The organism is Agromyces mediolanus, assembly GCF_044917495.1.
Taxonomy (GTDB): Bacteria; Actinomycetota; Actinomycetes; order Actinomycetales; family Microbacteriaceae; genus Agromyces; species Agromyces mediolanus_B.
In genome coordinates this window covers 447,443-465,731 of the sequence record NZ_JAVSSI010000002.1, presented here as the reverse complement: position 1 = coordinate 465,731, position 18,289 = coordinate 447,443, and the positions used below count along the sequence as shown (strand labels likewise).

Here is an 18,289-nt window from a genome sequence, read left to right as displayed (position 1 = left end):
CTAGACGATCCACGGTCGCGCTGCGACCGCGCACGTCGAGGATCCGCTCGCCGCCCCAGTTCGGCGGGCGGATCCTTCCGTTTCCGGGGCGTCCCTGAGCTGCCGGCCCCTCGCGGGGCGCTAGCGTGGCGACATGCGCTCAGCTTTCGCCATCCCGGCCGTCGCGGCCCTCGCCCTCCTGCTCGCCGGGTGCGCTGCGCCCGCGCCCGCGCCGACCACCGCCGCGCCGAGCCAGTCGCCCGAGCCGACCTCCGTCGCCGGCCCGCTCGACTGCGCCGCGCTCGTGCCGGACGACGTCCTCGCCACGGCGATGAGCCCGGCGGGCGACGGCACGCCGCAGCCCGAAGCGGCGATCCAGGGCACCGCCGCGCTCGGCGCCATCGAGCTCGCCGCAGCCGGCGGACTCGGCTGCTCCTGGCGCGTCGGCCCCGCCCCGAGCGACATCCTGGGCGGCAGCGGCGAGATCGCCTATCTGAGCGTCGAGGTGCTGCCCGGCGCAGCCGGCGAGTGGCAGCCCGCCTGGTTGGGGGATTCGCCCTCGACCGACACGGTCGAGGTCGCGGGCATCACCGCCTCCCGCGGTGCGGGGGAGACCGGCTGGGAGCTCACCGCTCCGGTCGGCGAGGCGTGGGTCATGATCCGCCTGACGGCACCCGGGTTGGTGACCGGCGGGTCGGTCTACGGCGACTACGACGCCGAGCAGATGAACGGGCGGCTCGTCTCCGTGGGCGAGGCGGCGTTCCCCGTGCTCGCCGAGGCGAGCGCCGAGCAGCTCGACTGGCCGCGAGCCGCAGGGCAGCGCCAGAGCGACGCCGTCTGCACCGGCGGCCTCGACCCGCAGGGCATCGGCATGGCGCTCGGCGCCGACTCGATCGAGGCGACCGCGGTCGATCCCACCTCGTCGGCACCGACGAGCTTCCGCGACGCGGTCGCCGCAGCATCCCGCGCCTACCGCTGCGAGTACACCGTCGACGGCATTCCGGGCCCCACGATCGACGCGGTGATCGGTGCCGGCGAGCAGTTCGCGCTGATGGCCGAGGCCGACCTGTCGAACGTCTACGAACCGCTCGATCTGAGCGGCTCGCCGAGCTTCGTGGACGGGGATGCCGCCTACGTGGTGCGCGTCTCGGACGGTGCGGCGACGACGGTACTGCTCAAGGCCGGCGACTCCGTGTACCGGGTGCAGAGCCACGACGCCCCGGCCGCCATCGCGGAGGCGGTGCTCGAGCAGATCCGCTGAGGCGGGGCGCCTCAGCCGCGCAGCGCGAGCACGAAGGGGAGCACCTCGGCGGCGCCCGCCTCGCGCAGCGCGCGGGCGGCGACCGTGAGCGTCCACCTGCTGTCGGCCTGATCGTCGACGAGCAGCACCGGGCCGGCCGGGAGCTCGAGCCCCTCGGCCGAGAACCGCCCCCAGACGCCGGCGAGGCGGAACGCGCTGTTGCCGCCGGGGCCGCCGCTCGGCCCGCCGTCGACTGGCTGCAGCGCGCCGAGATACGGTAGGCGGCCGATCTCGGCGAGCCCGCGCGCGAGCGAGTCGACGAGCTGCGGGCGCGACCGGGACGGCATCGCGACGACGGCGGCCGGTCGCTCGGCCCAGCCCCACTCGGCGAGGACGCGCACGCAGGCGTCGAGCACGCGCGGCGGCACCGGCTGGTCGGGCGCGCCCGCCGCGAAGAGCTCCCGCAGCACACCGCCCCAGCCGAGATCGGTGAGGCGCGCGAGCGCCCGGCCCTCGGCGGCCCGCGCCTCGACGGGGATGCGCCCCTTCACCGGGACGCCGAGCGAGTCGGCTCCCGTCGGCCACTGGGCGCGCGGTTCGATCGGGACGCCCACACGGTCGAGCGCGCCGCGGGCGGCCGCGGTCGCCTCCTGGCCGATCGCGGCGGGGTACCACGGCCCGGCGCAGGTGTCGCAGCGCCCGCACGGGGTCGCCGTGTCGTCGTCGAGACTGCGCTGCAGGTACGCCATGCGGCACTCGGAGGTGCGCTCGTACTCCAGCATGTGCTGCTGCTCGGCGACCCGCTCGGCGGCGATGCGGCGGTAGCGTTCGGCGTCGTAGACCCAGGGCTCGCCGGTCGCGACCCAGCCGCCCTGCACCCGGCGCACCGCGCCGTCGACGTCGAGCACCTTGAGCAGCAGCTCGAGCGGGGTGCGCCGGATGTCGACCATCGCCTCGAGCGCCGGAGTCGACACCGGCTGCTCGCCGAGCGCCGCGATCACGCGGCTCGCGCGCTCCTCGTCGGGCATCGACGCGGTGGCGAAATAGTGCCAGATGTCGCGGTCCTCGACGCCGGGGAGGAGCAGCACGTCGGCGTTGTCGGTCGCACGCCCGGCGCGGCCCACCTGCTGGTAGTACGCCACCGGCGAGGAGGGGGCGCCGAGATGCAGCACGAAGCCGAGGTCGGGCTTGTCGAAGCCCATGCCGAGCGCGCTCGTGGCGACGAGCGCCTTCACCTCGTTGCGCTTCAGCATGCCCTCGGACTCGGCGCGCTCGTCGGGGTCGGTCTGCCCGGTGTAGGCGCGCACCTCGTGGCCGTGCTCGCGCAGCAGCCGCGCGGTGTCGACGGCCGCCGCGACCGTGAGCGTGTAGATGATGCCGGAGCCCGGCAGCTCGTCGAGGTGGCCGAGGAGCCATGCGAGCCGGCTCGGCGAGTCGGGCAGCTCGAGCACCCCCAGGCGCAACGAGGCGCGGGCGAGCGGCCCGCGGATGGTCAGCACCTCGGCCGAGGCATCCGCCCCGCCTGTCGTGAGCCGGCCCGAGGCGTCGGCCACGGTCGCGCCCAACTGCTCGGCGACGTCGGCGACGACGCGGCTGTTCGCGGTCGCCGTGGTCGCGAGCACCGGCACCCCGGCGGGCATGCGGGCGATGAGCTCGCGCAGGCGCCGGTAGTCGGGCCGGAAGTCATGCCCCCAGTCGCTGATGCAGTGCGCCTCGTCGATGACGAGGAGGCCGATGCGCTCGACGAGCCCGGGCAGCTGGGTCTCGCGGAACGCGGGGTTGTTCAGCCGCTCGGGGGAGACGAGCAGCACGTCGACCTCGTCGGCGGCGAGGCGCTGCTCGACCTCGCGCCACTCGTGCGCGTTGGTCGAGTTGATGGCGACGGCGCGGACGCCCGCGCGCTCGGCCGCCGCGATCTGGTCGCGCATGAGGGCGATGAGCGGCGAGACGAGCAGGGTCGGCCCGGCGCCAGCGCGGCGGAGCAGCAGCGTCGACACGAAGTAGACGGCCGACTTGCCCCACCCGGTGCGCTGCACGACGAGCGCGCGGCGGCGCTCCTCGACGAGCGCGCGGATGGCCTCGAACTGGCCGTCGTGGAAGTCGACGTCGTCGCGGCCGACGAGCTCGCGGAGGGCGTCGAGGGCGGCGGGGCGCAGTTCGGTCATGGCATCCAGCCTGCCCGATCCCGCTGACAGCCGATTCAGTCGGCGGGAAGTCCCCGCCCTTCCAGGAAACGGGACCGATGCGCTACGCTCGGGATTCCCGACCGAACAATCGGTCAGGAAATGTCCCATGATCTGCAGGGGTCCCTGCCCGGCATCCCCCGTGCCGGCCCCGCCCGAACGAACAACGGAGTTCGCATGTCGACAGCTGTCACCGATCCCGCTCGCGCCGAGCGGATGTCCCCCGAGGAGCGGAAGGTGCTCGCCGGCACCCTCGTCGGCACCTCGATCGAGTGGTACGACTTCTTCATCTACGCCCAGGCGGCCGGCCTCGTGCTCGCGCCCCTCTTCCTCGCCCCCGTCGCGGAGTCGAACCCGGGCCTCGCCCAGGTGCTCTCCTTCGCGACGATCGGCATCTCCTTCCTCTTCCGCCCGCTCGGCGCCATCGTCGCCGGATACCTCGGCGACAAGCTCGGGCGCAAGAAGATGCTCGTCTTCACGCTCATCATGATGGGGCTGTCGACCTCGCTCATCGGCCTACTGCCGACGTATGCCGCGATCGGCATCGCCGCGCCCGTGCTGCTGATCCTGCTGCGGATCCTGCAGGGCTTCTCCGCGGGCGGCGAGTGGGGCGGCGCGGCGCTCATGGCCGTCGAGCACGCGCCGACCGGCAAGCGCGGCTTCTTCGGCGCGTTCCCGCAGATCGGCGTCCCGGTCGGCATGATCCTCGCGACGTTCACGCTCTGGCTGCTGACGAGCTCGATGTCGCCCGAGGCGTTCCTCGAGTGGGGCTGGCGCGTGCCGTTCCTGCTGTCGATCGTGCTCATCATCGTCGGCTACGTGATCCGCCGCGCCGTCGAGGAGAGCCCGGTCTTCGAGGAGCTGCTCCGCCGCCGCAAGGAGTCCTCGACGCCGCTCGGGCAGCTCTTCCGCCGCAACACCAAGCAGGTGCTGCTCACGGCGGTCATCTTCATCGCGAACAACGCCGCGGGGTACCTCCTCATCGCGTACTTCGCGACCTACGCCGTCGCGGCGCTCGGCATGGATCGTCCCACCGTGCTGCTCGCCACGACGCTCGCCTCGTTCGGCTGGCTGATCTTCACCCTCTGGGGCGGTCGCTTGTCCGATCGGCTGGGCCGGGTGCGCACGTTCCAGATCGGCTACGTGTTCCTCGCGCTATGGGCGGTGCCGATGTGGTTCCTCATCGACACCGGCAACATCGTCTGGTACTTCGTCGCGCTGTTCGTGATGACCTTCGGGCTCGGGCTCTCGTACGGCCCGCAGGCGGCGCTCTACGCCGAGATGTTCCCGGCGAACGTGCGCTACTCGGGCGTCTCGATCGGCTACGCGCTCGGGGCCATCCTGGGCGGCGCCTTCGCGCCGATGATCGCCGAGGCGCTGATGAACGCCTTCCACGCCTCGTGGACGATCGGGCTGTACATCGCGATCGCCGCGGTGATCTCCCTCATCGGCGTCTCCCTCGTGAAGGAGACGAAGGGCGTCGACCTGCTCGACTGACCGTCATCCCGCGCGACCCGCACGCGGAGTCCGACTTGCCCGACTTTCCTGAAAGTCGGGCAAGTCGGTTTCGGAGGAGGATGTGCAGGGTGGGGCGGGGCATGCCATAATTACTTTCCGAACGCTCGGTCAGGAATTCGACCAGGCGATCCGCCGTCGCAGACAACGCAGTCAGGAGACCCGCATGGTCGAGGCCTATCTCGTCGGAGGCGTGCGCACGCCGGTCGGTCGCTACGGCGGCGCGCTCGCCGGCGTCCGCCCCGACGACCTCGCCGCCCTCGTCGTGCGCGAGGCGGTCGCCCGCGCCGGGATCAGCGCCGATCAGGCGGGCGAGCTCGACGAGGTCATCCTCGGCGCCGCCAATCAGGCCGGCGAGGACAACCGCAACGTCGCCAGGATGGCCGTGCTGCTCGCGGGCCTGCCCGACGAGGTGCCCGGCATCACGGTCAACCGGCTCTGCGCCTCCGGGATGTCCGCCGTCACCATGGCCGCGCAGGCGATCCGGGCGGGCGACGCCGAGCTCATCGTCGCCGGCGGCGTCGAGTCGATGACCCGCGCGCCCTGGGTGCAGCAGAAGCCCGAGCGCGCCTGGGCGAAGCCCGGGGCCGCCTACGACACCTCGATCGGCTGGCGCTTCCCGAACCCCGAGCTGCTCGCCCGCGACAAGGCCACCTTCGCGATGCCCGAGACGGCCGAGGAGGTCGCGCGGGTCGACGGCATCACCCGCGAGGAGGCGGATGCCTTCGCCCTCCGTTCGCAGCAGCGGGCCGCCGCCGCCATCGCCGCGGGACGCTTCGCAGCCGAGATCGTCGGTGTCGCCACCCGGGCCGGCGAGGTCCTCGTCGACGAGGGGCCGCGACCGGAGACGACGCTCGAGGCGCTCGCCGGCCTGCGCCCGGTCGTGGCGGGTGGCTCCGTCGTCACCGCGGGCAACTCCAGCTCCCTGAACGACGGCGCCTCGGCGATCGTCGTGGCGAGCGGCGCTGCGGTCGAACGCTACGGCCTCGTGCCCCGGGCCCGCGTCGTCGTCGGCACGAGCGCCGGCCTCGCGCCCGAGATCATGGGCCTCGGCCCGGTGCCCGCCACCGAGAAGGCGCTCGAGCGCTCGGGCATCGACCTCGACGAGATCGGCTCGGTCGAGCTCAACGAGGCGTTCGCGACCCAGTCGATCGCGTGCATCCGCCGGCTCGGGCTCGACGAGGCGCGGGTGAACGCCGACGGCGGCGCGATCGCGCTCGGGCATCCGCTCGGCTCCTCCGGCTCGCGCCTGCTCGTCACGCTCCTCGGCCGGATGGAGCGCGAGGGCTCCCGCTACGGTCTCGCCACCATGTGCGTCGGCGTCGGCCAGGGCGCCGCGGTCATCCTGGAGTCGGTGCGATGAGCGGCGCGAACAGCCGGATGCTCCGCATCGAGCGCCGCGACGACCGGGTCGTCGCGACCCTCGACCGCCCCGAGAAGCGCAACGCCATCGACCAGGCCATGATCGACGAGCTGCACGAGCTCTGCGCCGAGCTCGAGGCGGATCCGCGCATCCTGATCCTCACCGGCGCCGGGGGCGTCTTCGCCTCGGGCGCCGACATCGCCGAGCTGCGGGAGCGTCGCGCCGACGACGCCCGGAAGGGCATCAACGCGCACGCCTTCATCCGCATCGCCGAGCTGCCGATGCCGGTCATCGCCGCACTCGACGGCTACGCCCTCGGCGGCGGGGCCGAGCTCGCGTACGCGGCCGACCTCCGCATCGGCACCCCGTCGCTGAAGATCGGCAACCCGGAGACGGGCCTCGGCATCCTCGCCGCTGCGGGCGCGAGCTGGCGGCTCCGCGAGATCGTCGGCGATGCCCGGGCGATGGAGCTGCTGCTCACCGGCCGCGCGGTCGACGCCGAGGAAGCGCTCGCGATCGGCCTGATCTCGACGGTGCATCCGCCCGAGGAGCTGCTCCCCGCGGCGCACGCCCTCGCCGACCGCATCGCCCGCAACGACCGCGCCGCGACGATGGCGACGAAGCGGGTCTTCCGCGCGCCGCGCGCGGCGCATCCGGCGGTGGATCTGGAGGAGCAGGCGGCGCTCTTCGAGAGCCCGGAGAAGGTCCGGCGGATGACCGAGTTCCTGGAGAGGCGGGCCAAGTGAGCGAGGCGGGCGAAGTGAGGGAGGCGGGCCAGGTGAGCGAGGCGGGCCAGGTGAGCGAGGCGCGCCGGCCGAGCGGGACGACGCCCGCCGGCGCTCCCGCCGCAGTCGGCGTGCTCGGCGGCGGGCGGATGGGCGCGGGCATCGCGCACGCCTTCCTGCTCGCCGGCTCCCGGGTGACGGTCGTCGAGCGCGACGCCGACGCCGCGGAGGCCGCGGGCCGCCGGGTGCGCGACGCCGTCGCCGCGTCGATCGAGCGGGGCACCGCGGACGAGGGCGAGGCCGCGTACGCGGCGCGCTTCGCGACGAGCACCGAGCTCGCCGACTTCGCCGGGTGCGGTCTCGTCGTCGAAGCGGTGCCCGAGGAGCTCGCGCTGAAGGCCGACGCCCTCACCCGTGTCGAAGCGGTGCTGGCGCCCGAGGCGGCGCTCGCGACGAACACCTCCTCGATCTCGATCGACGAGCTGGCGGCGCTGCTCGACCGGCCGGAGCGCTTCCTCGGGATGCACTTCTTCAACCCGGTGCCGGCGTCGGCGCTCGTCGAGCTCGTGCGCGGCCGGGCGAGCGACGCCGCGCTCGTCGTCGAGGCGCAGAGCTGGGTGCACGCGATCGGCAAGACGCCCATCGTCGTCGCCGACGCGCCGGGCTTCGCCTCCTCCCGGCTCGGCGTCGCGCTCGGCCTCGAGGCGATCCGCATGCTCGAGGCCGGGGTCGCCTCCGCGGAGGACATCGACCGGGCGATGACGCTCGGCTACAAGCATCCCGTCGGTCCGCTGCGGCTCACCGACCTGGTCGGGCTCGACGTGCGCCTCGGCATCGCGGAGTACCTCGGCGGCACGCTCGGCGAGCGCTTCGAGCCGCCGGCCCTGCTCCGGCGGATGGTCGCCGAGGGCCGCCTCGGCCGCAAGAGCGGCGAGGGCTTCTACCTGTGGGACGCGCCGTGAGCGCGCAGACGATCGAGAGGGACACGATGAGCGAGATCCGGACGGACGCGGCGCTGCAGAGCTACGTGCGGGATGCCTGGTGGAGCCCGGATGCCTCGGCCGCGACGAGCGAGGTGCGCGACGCCGCGACCGGCGAAGTCGTCGCCCGCGTCTCGACCGAGGGCCTCGACCTCGCCGGCGCGCTCGAGCACGCGCGCACGGTCGGCCAGGCGAGCCTCGGCGAGCTGACCTTCCACCAGCGCGCGGTGCTGCTGAAGCGGATGGCGCTCGCGCTCACCGAGCGGAAGGCCGAGCTCTACGAACTCTCGAGCCGCACCGGGGCGACGAAGCAGGACTCCTGGGTCGACATCGACGGCGGCATCGGCGTGCTCTTCACGTACTCCAGCAAGGGCCGGCGCGAGATGCCGAACGCGAAGGTCTACGTCGACGGCGCCGTCGAGCAGCTCTCGAAAGACGGCACATTCCTCGGACGGCATGTGTACACCAGGCTGCCCGGCGTCGCCGTGCAGATCAACGCCTTCAACTTCCCGGTGTGGGGCTCGCTCGAGAAGTTCGCCCCCGCCTTCCTCGCGGGCGTGCCGACGCTCGTGAAGCCCGCGACCCCGACCGGCTACCTCGCCGTCGCGATGGTGCGGATCCTCGTGGAGTCGGGTCTGCTGCCCGCCGGCTCACTGCAGCTCGTCGCGGGGAGCGTGCCCGGGCTCTTCGACGAGCTGCGGCTCGGCGACCTCGTCGCCTTCACCGGCTCCGCCTCGACGGCCGAGCGGCTGCGCGCGCACGACTCGGTGCAGACCGGCGGCGTGCGCTTCACGAGCGAGACCGACTCGATCAACGCCTCGGTGCTCGGCACCGATGCGATCGCGGGCACGCCCGAGTTCGACGCCTACGTGAAGCAGCTCGTCGTCGAACTGACCACGAAGGCGGGGCAGAAGTGCACCGCCATCCGCCGGGCGATCGTGCCAGAGGCATCCGTGGACGACGTCATCGAGGCGGTGCGCGCCCGCATCGCCGAGCGCGTCGTCGTCGGCGACCCGCGCGCCGAGGGGGTCACGATGGGGCCGCTCGCCTCGACCGAGCAGCGCGACGAGGTGCTGCGCCAGCTCGCGAAGCTCGAGGCCGCCGGCGGGGAGCGCGTCATCGGTGCGCCGGGGGAGCCCGAGGTGCTGCGCGCGGACGGCACCCGCGGCACGCTGCCGGACGGCGCCTTCGTCGCCCCGACGGTGCTGCGCTTCGCGGACGCCGACAGCCCCGCCCTGCACGAGGTGGAGGCGTTCGGTCCGGTCTCCTCGATCGTCGGCTACCGCTCGCTCGCCGAGGCGGCCGCGCTCGTCGCCCGCGGCGGCGGGTCGCTCGTCACGAGCGTCGCGACGCACGACCCGGAGGTCGCGGTCGCGCTCGCCGGCACCGTGGCCGCCTACAACGGCCGCCTGCTGTTCCTCGATCGCGACGACGCCCGCACCTCGACCGGGCACGGCTCGCCGCTGCCGAACCTCGTGCACGGCGGACCCGGTCGTGCCGGCGGCGGCGAGGAGCTCGGCGGCATCCGCGCCGTGCTGCACCACATGCAGCGCACGGCGGTGCAGGGCTCGCCCGAGATGCTGACCGCCCTTACGGGCGTCTGGCACGCCGGGGCATCCGCCCGTCCGTACGCGGCGAGCGGGGAGCGGCACCCGTTCCGCAAGTCCCTCGCGGAGCTGCGCATCGGCGACCAGGTGCGGAGCGCCGCCCGCACCGTCACGCTCGACGACATCGAGACCTTCGCCGCGTTCACGGGCGACACCTTCTACGCGCACATGGATGAGACCTCGGCCGCGGCGAACCCGTTCTTCCCGGGCCGGGTGGCGCACGGCTACCTGCTCGTGTCGTGGGCGGCCGGACTCTTCGTCGACCCCGAGCCGGGCCCGGTGCTCGCGAACTCGGGGCTCGAGAACCTGCGCTTCATGACGCCGGTGTCGCCGGGCGACGAGATCCGCGTGGAGCTCACGGCGAAGCAGATCACCCCGCGCGAGACCGACGAGTACGGCGAGGTGCGCTGGGACGCGGTGCTGCGCAACCAGCGCGACGAGCTCGTGGCGAGCTACGACGTGCTGACGCTGGTCGCGAAGGAGCCGCTCGCGGCCTGAGTGCGGCACATCCGCGGTGGCCACCCGCGCGAGTGTCGCGGAGTCGCACGAACAGCTGGATGCCGGGGCCGCCGTGAGCGATTCGCGCGACTTCGCGCGCCGGGCCCGGCGGGCCGCGCACGCGGGCGGCGCCGTCAGCGGGCGTGCAGCCGCTCGCGGTGCCGGCGCACGGCCGCTCGGTTCGCGCAGCGCACCGAGCAGTAGCGCTGCCGCCCGTTGCGGGTCACGTCGACCACGACGTTCGCGCACGGGGCGGCCTCGCAGCGGCCGAGCCGGCTCATGCCGCGGGTCGTGAGGTGCAGGGCCGTCCCGACCGCGATGACCGCAGCGAGCACCTCGGGCAGCGTCTGCAGCTCGTCGCGGTAGTGCAGGTGCCAGCCTTCGCCGTCGTGCTCGGTGAGGCGCGGATAGGCGGCGACGGCCGCCATCTGGGCGTTCAGGATGGCGGCGCGCTCGGGATCGCTCGGCGCATCCACGACCTCGAGCCAGGCGTCGATGACGCGTCGGGTGCCGGCGTGGTCGTCGGCGCCGACCGGGAACGCCATCGTCATGCCGAACTCGCGGGTGCGGGCCTCGATGCCCGCGCGATCGGTCGGCCAGTCGTCGGCGAGCGAGGCGGCCAGCAGGACCGCGTACTCGCCGTAAGGGTTGAGATGCATAATGGCATTACATCATCGTGGAGGCATGACCGGAAGCGCAGCGCCTCGGATCTCGGTGGAGCGGGCGGCCGCGCACGAGCACGGCTGGCTCGTCGAATCGGCGCACCGCACCTCCGAGGGCGTCGTGCAGTACGTCCGCTGCGCCGGCTGCGGCGTGCGCCGAGTGGATGTCGCGGCCATCCCGATAGCCGTGCCGGCCGCCGCGAGTCGCGAGCTCGGCTGACGGGTCGCTCCGACGGGCTCAGCGAACCAGGGGTGGCGCTGAGCTCGTCGAAGCGCCGAGAAAATGTTCTGTCGAACTGGCGTCATGATTCGGCCCCGCCGCCATCTCTCAAGTGGCGGCAGTGATGGCCGCCCGTCCTGACCCGACAGGACGCCCGGTCCGCGCCCGAACGCGAACCGGCGCTCGCATTGCGCGCGGACGTGCCCGGCACGTCCGCGCGCAGGCGCGTGCTCCGCACGCGCTCCTTCAGTGCACCCTCCCGACGGGTCGCCGATCGGTCGTCCCCGGACCGCTCGGTCGGACGTACCCGAAGGAAGGAATGCAGTCTTGTCGAGCCTCGTGCGCGCGGCCACCCCCGGTCGCCACCGCGGAGCGAGGACAGCCATTGCGGCTGTGCTCAGCCTCCTCCTCGCCGTCGCAGCGAACGTGTTCATCGCGGTTCCCGCCGCGAACGCCGCGAGCGGCACCCCCATCTCCATCGACGACGTCCGATTCGAGACGTCGAAGATCCCAGACGGCACTCGTCAGGAGCTCACCGTCGACTGGAGCGTGCCCGGCGAGGCATCCAACCCGGTCGCGGTCGTCGTCGAGCTGCCCGACGGGCTGCGCGGCTTCGCCGACCGCTTCCCGATGCTCGACCCCGACGGCCAGCCCGCCGGTGAGTGCGTCGTCGACGCCGAGCGGATCACCTGCACCGTCGACCCCGACTACGTCGACGGGCACGAGCTCGAGATGCGCGGCTCCTTCACCTTCCTCGCCGACGTGTGGCTCGAGAACATCGAGACCGTCGAGCACGTCTTCGAGTTCGGTACCGTGCAGACGCCCGTGACCGTCGACCCGAACCCGAACCGCTGCACCGAGAACTGCGAGTTCGGCGGCTGGGGTGCGTGGAAGAGCGGCTCGTACCAGAACCTCGAGGACACGATCTCGTGGTGGGTCGGCGTGCCCTCGGGCCCCGACGGCATCCCGGCCGGCCAGCGCGTCGCGGTCGAGGACGTCCTCGACACGACCGTGTTCGAGCTCGTCGGCGAGCCCCGTGTGCTCGAGGCCCGCTCCCTCGCCTACGACTCGCTCGGTCGCCAGTCGCCGCAGTTCGGCTGGAAGCCGGCCTCCGAGTACACCGTCTCGGACGACGGGCTCCGCGTCGAGTTCACCTCCGTCGCCGGGCTCGGCGGCGCCGCCCCCGAGGGGCAGCAGGGCATCACCGGCTCCGTGTACGAGGTCGTCTGGACGGTGAAGGTGCTCGACCTCGGGAAGGCGAAGAACTACACGAACACCGCGAACTGGGAGATCGAGGGCGAGCGCAGCGGCACGACCACGGGCACCGCGACGCGGTACTCCGGCTCGGGCACGGTCGTTGGCACGAACTTCGGCAAGTTCCGGCTCACGAAGGAGCTCGCGGGCGACACCTCGCTCGCGCCCGCCTTCACCGTGAACTACACGAGCGAGCTCGACGGCGTCGTCACCGAGGAGCAGCCGATCACGATCCACGCGGGCGAGTCGTTCCTGAGCGACGAGCTGTTCCGCGGCACGACGATCACGCTCGACGAGCTGAAGCCCGCCGAGCCGGCGAACGTCGACTGGGCGGACCCCGTGTTCGTCCTCCCCGACGGCACCCGGACCGACCGCGTCGAGCTCACCCTCGACGGGACGCAGGGCAAGCTGGGGCAGGTCACCGACATCCGCCTGGAGAACGGCGCGACGCTCCAGCGCTCCTCGCTCGGCGCCGCGAAGACCGTCGTGAACCCCGACGGCATGCGGATCCCCGAGGACGCGAGCTTCACCCTGAACTACCGCTGGGCGGCGAACGCCGAACTCGGCATCCCCGCCGGCGGCGGAGCCGTGCAGCTGCCCGTCGACGGCAGCCGGGTCGAGATCCCGGAGCTGCCGGTCGGGGCGGTCGTCGACTTCTCCGAGAGCGCCCCCGCCGCGGTGCCGGGCGCCAGCTGGCAGGATCCCGTCATCGAGCCGGCCCGCGTCACCGTGGGCGCCGACTCGGCCGAGGTGCAGGTGCGGGTGACGAACACGCTCACCCGCGACCTCGGCTCCTTCGACCTCCTGAAGCGCCTCGACGGCGCCGGCTCCGGCCTCGTCGACGACCCGACGTTCACCGTGCAGTGGTCGTACCCGGCGGATCCGGCGAACGGCGTGTACGAGGCCGGCCGCGGCACCGTCGACGTCACCGCCGGCGGCGAGCCGGTCGCCGTCGAGGGGCTGCCCGCGGGCGCGGTCGTGACGCTCGAGGAGCTGCTCGACCCCGTCGAGGGCGGGACCTGGCAGGAGCCCGTCTTCAGCCAGCAGACGTTCACGATCGTGAAGGGCACCCGCATCTCGGTCGACCTCGACAACGAGCTCGCCCTGAACACCGGCGAGTTCTCGGTCGTGAAGCGCCTCGAGGGCACCGGGGCGGGGCTCGTCCCCGCGACCGACGCGTTCACCGTGCAGTACGAGTACGACGCCGGCACCGGATTCTCGGCGGGCTCCGGCGAGCTCGTCGTGCACGCCGACGGCGAGGCCGTCTCGAGCGGGCCGCTGCCCTACGGCGCCGTGCTCCGGCTGAGCGAGTCGGCCCCCGCGCCCGTCGTCGGCGCCACCTGGGCCGAGGGGTACACCCTGTCGCCCGAGACCGTGACGATCGGCGACGGCACGACGGTCGAGGTGACCCTCACGAACACGATCGCGCGGGACGTGGGCGCGATCGAACTGCGCAAGCAGGTCGAGGGCACGGGCGCGCACCTCGTCGGCGCCGACCGCGAGTACCGCTTCACCTACGAGTACCCGGCGGGCGCCGCCTGGGACGCGGTCGGCCCCACCGAGGTCGCCGTGCCCGGCGACGGCAGCGCGGTCGCGATCGGCGACCTCCCCGCCGGCGCCGTCGTGACGATCCGCGAGCTCGAGCCCGCGGCCGTCGAGGGCGGCACCTGGGGCGCGCCGCGGTTCTCGGAGTCGAACGTCGTGACCGTCGGGAAGGATGCCTCGACCGAGGTGCTCGTCGTGAACCCGCTCGAGCTGAACGCCGGGTCCTTCGCCGTGCGCAAGCACGTCGAGGGCACCGGTGCCGGGCTGCTGCCCGCCGGCGCCGAGTTCACGGTGCGGTACAGCTACCCCGCGGGGGACGGCTTCGCGGCCGGCTCCGGGATGCTGACCGTGACCGACGGCGGCGTCTCGGCGAGCGACCCGCTCCCGTACGGCGCGCGGGTGAGCCTCAGCGAGGTGACCCCCGCCGCGGTCGACGGGGCCGAGTGGACGGGTGCGCGGTTCAGCGCCGACACGCTCGTCGTCGGCGACGGCACCGTCGCGGAGATCGTGCTGACGAACACGCTCGACCGCACGGGCGGTGAGGACCTCGCCTCGACGGGCGTGGACGGCGTCGGCGTCGCGCTCCTCGGCGGCGGCATCGCGCTGCTCGCCGGTCTCGCGCTCCTCGTCGGAGGCATCCTGCGCCGCCGCCGCGCCGCATGACCCGATCCCAGCACCCGAGTTGCCCGACTTCCATGGAAGTCGGGCAACTCGGGGTTCGGCGGGGTTCGGCGGGAGTCCGGCGGGAGTCCGGCGGACGGGTCAGTGCGCGCCCGGGCCCGCATCAGGGGCCACCCCGTGGCGGCCGCCGGCCTCCGGGCGGATCGTCGGGCGCATCACCGACGAGTCCGGGAGGGCATCATGGGACAGTCCATCCGTTACGTCCGGCGCGGCATCCGCGGTCGGAGCGTGCAGAACTTCAACTGGCCGGGCGTGATCACGGCCAAGTCGGTCGTGCACATCACGGCGGGCGAGGTGGGCTTCGGCACGACGCAGAAGACCGCGACGGCGCCGGCCCAGGACTTCTACTACCACGTCGGCGACGCCGACATCTGGGTGTCGAACGTCTCGCCGCACCGCAACGAGTTCAACGGCGACCCCGGTGGCGTCACCTACGTGCTGCACGTCGGCTGGGACTCGCCCCTCGACGTCGCCGTCACGATCACCGTCGAGGACGCGCTGCCGGTCGAGATCCAGGGCTATTGAGCGCGCCGCCCGCCCGCCCAAGGGTTGCCCGACTTTCATGGAAGTCGGGCAACTCGGGGGTTCGTTCCCGGCGTTCGTTCTCGGGGCTGGGGCTGGGGCTGCGCAGCCGTGAACGTTCGATGGATGCGGCGGACGGCGCCTCGGAGCAGACTGCACCTGAGCGTGCCCGGGTGCCCGGCGCGCCCGTGAATCGGAAGGATGCCCCATGAACCGCCTCTTCACCGCCGCCGTCGTCTACCTCGTGCTCGGCCTCGGCTCCGGCCTCTTCTACCGCGAGTTCACGAAGGCGAACGACTTCCTCGAGGGCGGCGCGACGCAGCTCTCGGTCGTGCACACCCATCTGCTCACGCTCGGCTTCCTCGCGATGCTCATCGTGCTCGCCCTGGAGAAGGCCTTCGCGCTCAGCGCGTCGCCCCTGTTCGGCTGGTTCTTCTGGGTCTACAACGCCGGGGTGCTGCTCACGAGCGCGATGATGACGTGGCACGGCTCGCTGACGGTGCTCGGCGAGGAGTCGAACGCCGCGATCGCCGGCATCGCGGGCCTCGGGCACATCATCGTGACGGCCGGGCTCGTGCTGCTCATGATGGCGCTGCGGAAGGGCATCGTCGCGGCGAAGGCCGTTCCGGCCGGCGGTGCGGATGCCTCGTCCGCGGCATCCGTCTGAGGTACCTCGCTGCGGGCATCCGCCCGGTGCTCCGGCGGATGCGCGCCGCATTCTGAGGCATCCGCCCGCGCGTCTGAGGCATCCGCCTGAGGCGCACGGCGGTCCTGAGGCGCCCGGCCCTCAGGAATAGGGCGATCCTCCGATGCCGCCCACCCGCCTCAGCCCGGAGGCTGAATGTCGACAAGAGGAGTCGACATGCACATCTCGGAGACCGCGTTCCCGCACCTCGTGGCGGCGGCGGACGAGCGGATGGTCCAGGAACTCGAACAGCGCCGGGTGGCCGCGGAGCGGAGCGCCGAGGCGGCGGAGCATGTGCGGCAGGGGCATCCGGCCGACGGGGCCGAGGTCTCGACGCGGCGCGGCTGGCTGCGGCGCCGCGTCGGCACCGCTGCGCCGGCGCGGATGGCGCGCTCGCACTGAGCCGGCGGCTCGCCCCGGATGCGCGAATCCTGCCGTCATGCGCGACGGGAACCGGGACGGCTCAGCCGAGGAGCTCCTCGACGCGATTCGAGGTCGGCATCCGCAGGCCGTCGAGCGCGATCGCGATGACGTCGTCGGCGAGGCCGTCGGCGTTCTCCCGCCCCCCGGGCCGGTACCACTCGACGATCGAGTTGATCATGCCGAAGGCGAGGCGGGAGACGACGCTCGCGTCGATGTCGCTGCGCAGCGAGCCCTCGCGCTGGGCCTCGGCCACGAGCGCCGTGACGCGCTTGTCGAAGTCGCGGCGGCGGCTGAGCGCCCGACGCTCGACGTCGGTGTTGCCGCGCACCCGCAGGAGCAGGGTGACCGAAGGGAGCTGCTCGACGAGCACGTGCACCGCGCCGCGCAGCACCCGGTCGAGCCGCTCGGCGGCGCGTTCGCCCGTGCCCCCCTCGGCGAGCTCGGGGCGGGCCGCGTCGGCGACGACCGATTCGAGGCCGCTGAGCGCCGTGTCGAGCGCCTGCTCGAGGATCTCGTCCTTCGACGCGAAGTGGTGGTAGATCGCGGACTTCGAGAGGCCGAGCCGGTCGGCGAGCACGCCCATCGAGGTGGCGTCGTAGCCGAACTCGTTGAACGCGGCGACGGCGACGTCGAGGATGCCCTGCCGGTCGTACCCCGGGCGCCCGCGACGCATGCTCTGGTTCTCGGTCATCGGGATCAGTCTCTCACTCGCGCCGCCCGTGCGGCTGCGCCACTTCGGCGTCCACGCGCCAGCAGAAGTGGCGCATGGCCGCGGAAGTGGCGCGTGCGCGCCCGGACCGGACGCGGGAGCGGATGCGGACGGGGGTGCGCGCCCGGACGCGGGTGCGCTCCACCGCGGCATCCGCGCTCAGCGCAGGTCGTACACCCGCCGGTACTTGCCCTCGCTGCGCGGGAGGGCGCCCGGCTCCTCGAGCCGCACGGCGACGGTCGAGCCGATGTGCACCTTGATCCGCTCGGCGAGCACGACCGCCGCGGCCTCGCAGGTCTCGACGGACAGCGCGGGATGCCGCTCGATGCGCACGGTCAGGGCATCCATCCGCCCCTCCTTCGTGAGCTCGAGCACGAAGTGCGGGGTGAGCTGCTCGATGCCGAGCACGAGCTCCTCGATCTGCGTCGGGAACAGGTTCACCCCGCGCAGGATGATCATGTCGTCGTTGCGGCCGGTGATCTTCTCGATCCGCCGCATGCCGGGGCGCGCGGTGCCGGGCAGCAGCCGGGTGAGGTCGCGCGTGCGGTAGCGGATGACGGGGAACGCCTCCTTCGTCAGCGAGGTGAACACGAGCTCGCCGCGCTCGCCGTCGGGCAGCACCGCGCCCGTGTCGCCGTCGATGATCTCGGGCAGGAAGTGGTCCTCCCAGAGGTGCGGGCCGTCCTTCGTCTCGAGGCACTCGTTGCCGACGCCCGGCCCCATCACCTCGCTGAGCCCGTAGATGTCGAGTGCGTCGAGGCCGAGGCGCTGCTCGAGCTCGTGGCGCATCTCGTTCGTCCACGGCTCGGCGCCGAGCACGGCGACCTTGAGGGAGGTCCCGCGCGGGTCGATGCCCTGCGCGGCCATGGCGTCGGCGATGGTCAGCAGGTAGCTCGGGGTGCAGAGGATGGCGTCGGGCTCGAAGTCCAGGATGAGCTGCACCTGGCGGGCGGTCTGCCCGCCCGACATCGGGATGACGGTCGCACCGAGCGCCTCGATGCCGGCGTGCGCGCCGAGCCCGCCGGTGAAGAGCCCGTAGCCGTACGCGTTGTGCACCTTCATGCCGGGCCGGATGCCGCTCGCGCGCAGCGAGCGGGCGACGAGCGAGCCCCAGCGCTCGAGGTCGCCCTTCGTGTAGCCGACGACCGTGGGCCGGCCGGTCGTGCCGCTCGAGGCGTGGATGCGGGCGACCTCGGCCATCGGCACGGCGAACATCCCGAAGGGGTAGGTCTCGCGGAGGTCGGCCTTCGTGGTGAACGGCAGCCGGGCGACATCGGCGAGCGAGCGGATGTCGCGCGGGTGCACGCCGGCCTCGTCGAACTTGCGGGTGTAGAGCGGCACCCGCTCGTAGGCGTGCGCGACGGTGCGCTGCAGGCGCTCGAGCTGGAGCGCCTCGATGCCGGCGCGGTCGAGGCGCTCCTCGGGGTCGAGCTCCGCTGCGGCGGGGGCGCGCAGCCCGGAGACGGAGGCGGGGCGGGGGATGGTCGTCGTCGACACT

The 18,289-nt window shown here is 73.1% G+C and carries 15 protein-coding genes; 11 read left to right on the top strand and 4 right to left on the bottom strand.

The genetic code is table 11. From position 1 onward, the window contains the following. The first annotated feature begins 133 nt into the window (after positions 1-133). Complete coding sequence (locus ROT00_RS04915; RefSeq protein ID WP_404772814.1) at positions 134-1,240, top strand: hypothetical protein; 1,107 nt, start codon at positions 134-136, stop codon at positions 1,238-1,240. An 11-nt stretch (positions 1,241-1,251) separates the two neighbouring features. On the opposite strand, the gene ROT00_RS04910 is transcribed toward ROT00_RS04915, so the two are convergent. Beyond that, positions 1,252-3,384, bottom strand: coding sequence for a RecQ family ATP-dependent DNA helicase (locus ROT00_RS04910; RefSeq protein ID WP_404772812.1), 2,133 nt, complete (start codon positions 3,382-3,384; stop codon positions 1,252-1,254). A 195-nt stretch (positions 3,385-3,579) separates the two neighbouring features. Here ROT00_RS04910 and ROT00_RS04905 point away from each other — a divergent pair, with 195 nt between their 5' ends. From ROT00_RS04905 to paaZ, 5 genes are all read left to right on the top strand, one after another. Continuing rightward, on the top strand, positions 3,580-4,899 hold the full coding sequence (locus tag ROT00_RS04905) for an MFS transporter (protein ID WP_404772810.1): 1,320 nt from the start codon (positions 3,580-3,582) through the stop codon (positions 4,897-4,899). Between the two features lie 184 nt (positions 4,900-5,083). Beyond that, positions 5,084-6,280: an acetyl-CoA C-acyltransferase gene (locus ROT00_RS04900; RefSeq protein ID WP_404772808.1), complete on the top strand. Its 1,197-nt coding sequence runs from the start codon at positions 5,084-5,086 to the stop codon at positions 6,278-6,280. Then, positions 6,277-7,026: an enoyl-CoA hydratase/isomerase family protein gene (locus tag ROT00_RS04895; protein ID WP_404772806.1), complete on the top strand. Its 750-nt coding sequence runs from the start codon at positions 6,277-6,279 to the stop codon at positions 7,024-7,026. The genes ROT00_RS04900 and ROT00_RS04895 overlap by 4 nt, the downstream gene beginning before the upstream one ends. Positions 7,027-7,058: 32 nt before the next feature. Then, positions 7,059-7,967: a 3-hydroxyacyl-CoA dehydrogenase family protein gene (locus ROT00_RS04890; RefSeq protein WP_404772804.1), complete on the top strand. Its 909-nt coding sequence runs from the start codon at positions 7,059-7,061 to the stop codon at positions 7,965-7,967. 26 nt (positions 7,968-7,993) lie between these two features. After that, complete coding sequence (paaZ, locus tag ROT00_RS04885) at positions 7,994-10,090, top strand: phenylacetic acid degradation bifunctional protein PaaZ (RefSeq protein WP_404772802.1); 2,097 nt, start codon at positions 7,994-7,996, stop codon at positions 10,088-10,090. Positions 10,091-10,224: 134 nt separating this feature from the next. On the opposite strand, the gene ROT00_RS04880 is transcribed toward paaZ, so the two are convergent. Beyond that, positions 10,225-10,749 carry a CGNR zinc finger domain-containing protein gene (locus tag ROT00_RS04880; RefSeq protein WP_404772800.1) on the bottom strand — a complete coding sequence of 175 codons (525 nt, stop codon included), beginning with the start codon at positions 10,747-10,749 and terminating at the stop codon, positions 10,225-10,227. 25 nt (positions 10,750-10,774) lie between these two features. Between ROT00_RS04880 and ROT00_RS04875 the strand changes: the two genes are divergently transcribed. From ROT00_RS04875 to ROT00_RS04855, 5 genes are all read left to right on the top strand, one after another. Next, on the top strand, positions 10,775-10,972 hold the full coding sequence (locus ROT00_RS04875; RefSeq protein ID WP_404772798.1) for a hypothetical protein: 198 nt from the start codon (positions 10,775-10,777) through the stop codon (positions 10,970-10,972). A 393-nt stretch (positions 10,973-11,365) separates the two neighbouring features. Continuing rightward, complete coding sequence (locus ROT00_RS04870; RefSeq protein ID WP_404772796.1) at positions 11,366-14,434, top strand: DUF5979 domain-containing protein; 3,069 nt, start codon at positions 11,366-11,368, stop codon at positions 14,432-14,434. Between the two features lie 198 nt (positions 14,435-14,632). Then, entirely contained in the window at positions 14,633-14,977 is a 345-nt protein-coding gene (locus ROT00_RS04865; protein WP_404772794.1) for a hypothetical protein, read from the top strand. Between the two features lie 205 nt (positions 14,978-15,182). After that, positions 15,183-15,641: a DUF2871 domain-containing protein gene (locus ROT00_RS04860; protein ID WP_404772792.1), complete on the top strand. Its 459-nt coding sequence runs from the start codon at positions 15,183-15,185 to the stop codon at positions 15,639-15,641. A gap of 195 nt (positions 15,642-15,836) precedes the next feature. Beyond that, the gene (locus ROT00_RS04855) at positions 15,837-16,061 is read left to right on the top strand and encodes a hypothetical protein (RefSeq protein WP_404772790.1); all 225 of its coding nucleotides are present in this window, start codon (positions 15,837-15,839) and stop codon (positions 16,059-16,061) included. A gap of 61 nt (positions 16,062-16,122) precedes the next feature. Here ROT00_RS04855 and ROT00_RS04850 read toward each other — a convergent pair whose 3' ends face one another. Both ROT00_RS04850 and paaK read right to left on the bottom strand, forming a co-directional pair. Beyond that, positions 16,123-16,773 carry a TetR/AcrR family transcriptional regulator gene (locus ROT00_RS04850; RefSeq protein ID WP_404772788.1) on the bottom strand — a complete coding sequence of 217 codons (651 nt, stop codon included), beginning with the start codon at positions 16,771-16,773 and terminating at the stop codon, positions 16,123-16,125. A gap of 177 nt (positions 16,774-16,950) precedes the next feature. Beyond that, a complete protein-coding gene (gene paaK / locus ROT00_RS04845; RefSeq protein ID WP_404772786.1) occupies positions 16,951-18,288 on the bottom strand; it encodes a phenylacetate--CoA ligase PaaK in 1,338 nt (445 codons plus the stop codon). Position 18,289 lies beyond the last annotated feature (1 nt).